Origin of the sequence: Streptomyces sp. SID3212 (assembly GCF_009865405.1) — a bacterium.
In the GTDB taxonomy this organism is placed as follows: domain Bacteria; phylum Actinomycetota; class Actinomycetes; order Streptomycetales; family Streptomycetaceae; genus Streptomyces.
The window spans coordinates 1-3,512 of sequence record NZ_WWJY01000052.1; the positions used below are offsets into that span (position 1 = coordinate 1).

At 72.4% G+C, this 3,512-nt stretch carries 3 protein-coding genes; all 3 read left to right on the plus strand.

All coding sequences use genetic code 11. The features are described 5' to 3' along the window. Positions 1–264 precede the first annotated feature (264 nt). Positions 265–1,515, plus strand: coding sequence for an ABC transporter substrate-binding protein (locus tag GT042_RS02050; RefSeq protein ID WP_345943649.1), 1,251 nt, complete (start codon positions 265–267; stop codon positions 1,513–1,515). A 95-nt stretch (positions 1,516–1,610) separates the two neighbouring features. Continuing rightward, positions 1,611–2,600 (plus strand): sugar ABC transporter permease, encoded by a 990-nt coding sequence (locus GT042_RS02055; protein ID WP_345943650.1) that lies wholly within the window; start codon positions 1,611–1,613, stop codon positions 2,598–2,600. After that, positions 2,597–3,442 (plus strand): carbohydrate ABC transporter permease, encoded by an 846-nt coding sequence (locus GT042_RS02060; protein ID WP_161306973.1) that lies wholly within the window; start codon positions 2,597–2,599, stop codon positions 3,440–3,442. Before GT042_RS02055 ends, GT042_RS02060 begins: the two co-directional genes overlap by 4 nt. Positions 3,443–3,512 lie beyond the last annotated feature (70 nt).

Sequence of the window (3,512 nt, forward strand, 5' to 3'; positions counted from 1 at the left end):
CCGCCCGGCACCCCGCCCGTGTAGCTCACACCGGGGGCGCGGGACGGTGGGGCGTGGTCCCAGGGGATGATCTTTGCGGTCGGGCCCCGCCCGGTTCCTTGACCCGCCCCTGAACAGCCGCGACGCTGCGCGCAAGGTGCGGGCCCCACCGTGCCCGTACCTCCGTCGTCGCGGGAGGATCGTGTGCGCCGGCTCGGCAAGGGCTTCCGGCTCGGCAAGGGCTTCCGGATCAGCCGTACGTCCCGTCGGGCGGCCGTCCTCGGGATCGTCTGCGTCCTCGGGGCCGGCGCGGCGGCCGGATGCGGAGGCGGGGCGTCCGACGGGCGGACCACCCTCACCGTCGGGGTCTTCGGGTCCTTCGGGTTCGAGGAAGCCGGGCTCTACGAGCGGTACATGACGCTCCGTCCGGACATCGCGATCCGGCAGACGTCCATCCAGCGCAACGAGAACTACTACCCCCAGCTCCTCACCCACCTGGGCAGCGGCAGCGGACTCGCCGACATCCAGGCCGTCGAGGTCAGCAACATCGCCGAGGTCACCGCCACCCAGTCCGGCAAGCTGGTCGACCTCGGCGCGGCAGCGGGCGTGGACCGGGGCGCCTTCCTGCCGTGGAAGTGGGCGCAGGCCACGGACCGCCGGGGCAGGACCCTCGGCCTCGGCACCGACATCGGGCCGCAGGCCATCTGCTACCGCAAGGACCTCTTCGCCAAGGCCGGCCTGCCCACCGACCGCGCGGCCGTGGGGCGGCTGTGGGCGGGCGACTGGGGGAAGTACCTGGCCACCGGCAAGCGGTACCGGGCGAAGGCACCCCGGGGCACGGCCTTCGTGGACTCGGCGAGCGGCGTGATGGCCGCCGTGACCGCCGCCGACCCGCACCGCTTCTACGACCGGCGCGGCAAGGTCGTCTACCGGACCAGTACGACGGTACGGAACGCCTGGCGCACCGCCGCCCGGTTCGCGGCCTCCGGTCTGACCGCCAAGCTCCAGCAGTTCACGCCCGCCTGGGACCAGGGGTTCGCCAACGCGTCCTTCGCCACCGTCTCCTGCCCCGCCTGGATGCTCGGCTACATCCAGGACAAGTCCGGGGCGGCGGGCCGTAACCGGTGGGACGTGGCCGCCGCGCCCCGTCCCGGCAACTGGGGCGGCTCGTTCCTCGTCGTGCCCAGGACGGGCCGCCATACGAGGGAGGCCGCCGCGCTGGCCGCCTGGCTGACCGCCCCCGCCCAGCAGGCGACGCTCTTCGCCGAGCGCGGCAGCTTCCCGAGCGCGCGGGCCGCGTACGCGCTGCCCGTGGTGGCCGGCGCGCGGCACCCGTACTTCGGGAACGCGCCCATCGGGCGGATCTTCTCCGACGCGGCGCGAGGTGTCCCCGTACAGATCGTCGGACCGAAGGATCTGATCATCGCGCAGAACCTGTCCGACGTCGGGATGCTCCAGGTCGACCAGAAGGGCACGTCCTCGGAGGACGGCTGGGACGCCGCGGTGAAGGCCATCGACAACGCGCTGGACCTGTGACGAGCGAGGCGCCGGTGGCCGGTGGAACGCCGGTCACCGGCGGAGCGCCGATCCCCGGGGAAGCTCCCGCCGCCGGTGAGCTGCCGGCCGGTGGCGTGTCCGTCGCCGCTCCCCCGGGAACGGGTCACGCCGCCGACCCCCGCGACGAGCGGCGGCGCGCCCGCCGCAGCCGTCGGCACCGCCGTGACCTGCGCTGGAGCCCGTACGTCTTCGTCGCCCCGTTCTTCGCCTTCTTCGCCGTCTTCGGGCTCTTCCCCCTCCTCTACACCGGCTGGGCCGCGCTCCACCGCGTCGAACTCACCGCCCCCGACCACCGGGAGTGGGTGGGCCTGCGCAACTTCTCGCGGCTGCTGGACGACGACTTCTTCTGGAACGCGCTGGCCAACACCGTCACCATCGGGCTGCTCTCCACCGTCCCCCAGCTGCTGATCGCCCTCGGCCTCGCGCACCTGCTCCACCACCGCCTGCGCGGCTCGGCGTTCTTCCGGGTCGCCGTGCTCACGCCGTACGCCACCTCGGTCGCCGCCGCGACCCTCGTCTTCGTGCTGCTCTTCGGCCGCGACCACGGGCTGATCAACTGGGCGCTGGGCGCGGTCGGTCTCGACGCGGTCGACTGGCAGAACGGCGACTGGACCTCCCGGATCGCGGTCTCCACGATCGTCGTCTGGCGGTGGACCGGCTACAACGCGCTGATCTATCTGGCGGCCATGCAGTCCGTCCCCGGCGACCTGTACGAGTCGGCGGCCCTGGACGGGGCCTCCCGGTGGCAGCAGTTCGTCCATGTGACCGTGCCGTCGCTGCGGCCGACCATCCTCTTCACCTGTGTGGTCTCCACGATCGGCGCCACCCAGCTGTTCGGGGAGCCGCTGCTCTTCAACGGCGGCGCGGGCGCGACGGGCGGGGTGAACCACCAGTACCAGACCCTCGGGCTCTACCTGTACGAGCAGGGCTGGGTGAACCTCCATCTCGGCCGGGCCTCGGCGATCGCCTGGGCGATGTTCCTGATCCTGCTGGTGGTCGGCGCGGTGAACTGGCTGGTCGCCCGGCGGATCGCAGGGGATATCGCAGGGGAGGGGAAGCGATGAACCGTACGTCCGGGGGAACGCGGCAGCCGACCGGCGGCCGGGTCGCGCACGCCGTGCTGATCCTCTTCGCCGCCGGGTCGCTCTTCCCCCTCGTCTGGACGGCGGTCGCGGCCTCCCGTACCAGTGGCAGGCTGGCGCACACCCCGCCGCCGTTCTGGTTCGGCGGCCATCTCCTCAAGAACCTGGAGATCGCCTGGACCGACGCCAACCTCGGTACGGCCCTGGTCAACACGACCGTCGTGGCGGGCAGCGTCGCGGCGGGGACGGTGTTCTTCTCGACGCTCGCCGGGTTCGCCTTCGCCAAGCTGCGCTTCCGCTTCCGGAACGCGCTGCTGGCGCTGGTGATCGGCACGATGATGGTGCCGCCGCAGCTCAGCGTCGTCCCGCTGTATCTGCTGATCGCCGAGTTGTCCTGGACGGACCGGCTCCAGTCCGTCGTGCTGCCCGGCCTGGTCAGCGCCTTCGGGGTGTTCTTCATGCGGCAGTACCTGACGCGGGCGCTGCCCACCGAGCTGATCGAGGCGGCCCGGGTGGACGGCGCGAGCAGCTGGCGGGTGATGTGGCACGTCGTCTTCCCGGCGGCGCGGCCTGCGATGGCGGTGCTGGGGATGCTGACGTTCGTGATGGCCTGGAACGACTTCTTCTGGCCGATCATCGCGCTGACGCAGAGCGGCAACCCGACCGTGCAGGTGGCGCTGACCGGGCTCGGCCGCGGTTACATCCCGGACCAGTCGGTGATCATGGCGGGCGCGCTGCTCGGCACGCTGCCGCTGCTGCTGGCGTTCGTGCTCTTCGGCCGGCACATCGTGGGCGGGATCATGCAGGGCGCGGTCAAGGGCTGATCGTGCCGCGCGGGGTGGCGGTACAAAGCGCGCCCCGGCCGGGTGGGGGGTTCGGGGATCCGGCCGGGAC

Coding starts and splice junctions, on each gene's coding strand:
- GT042_RS02060 (WP_161306973.1), top strand. CDS start 2,597: ATGAACCGTACGTCCGGGGGAACGCGGCAGCCGACCGGCGGCCGGGTC.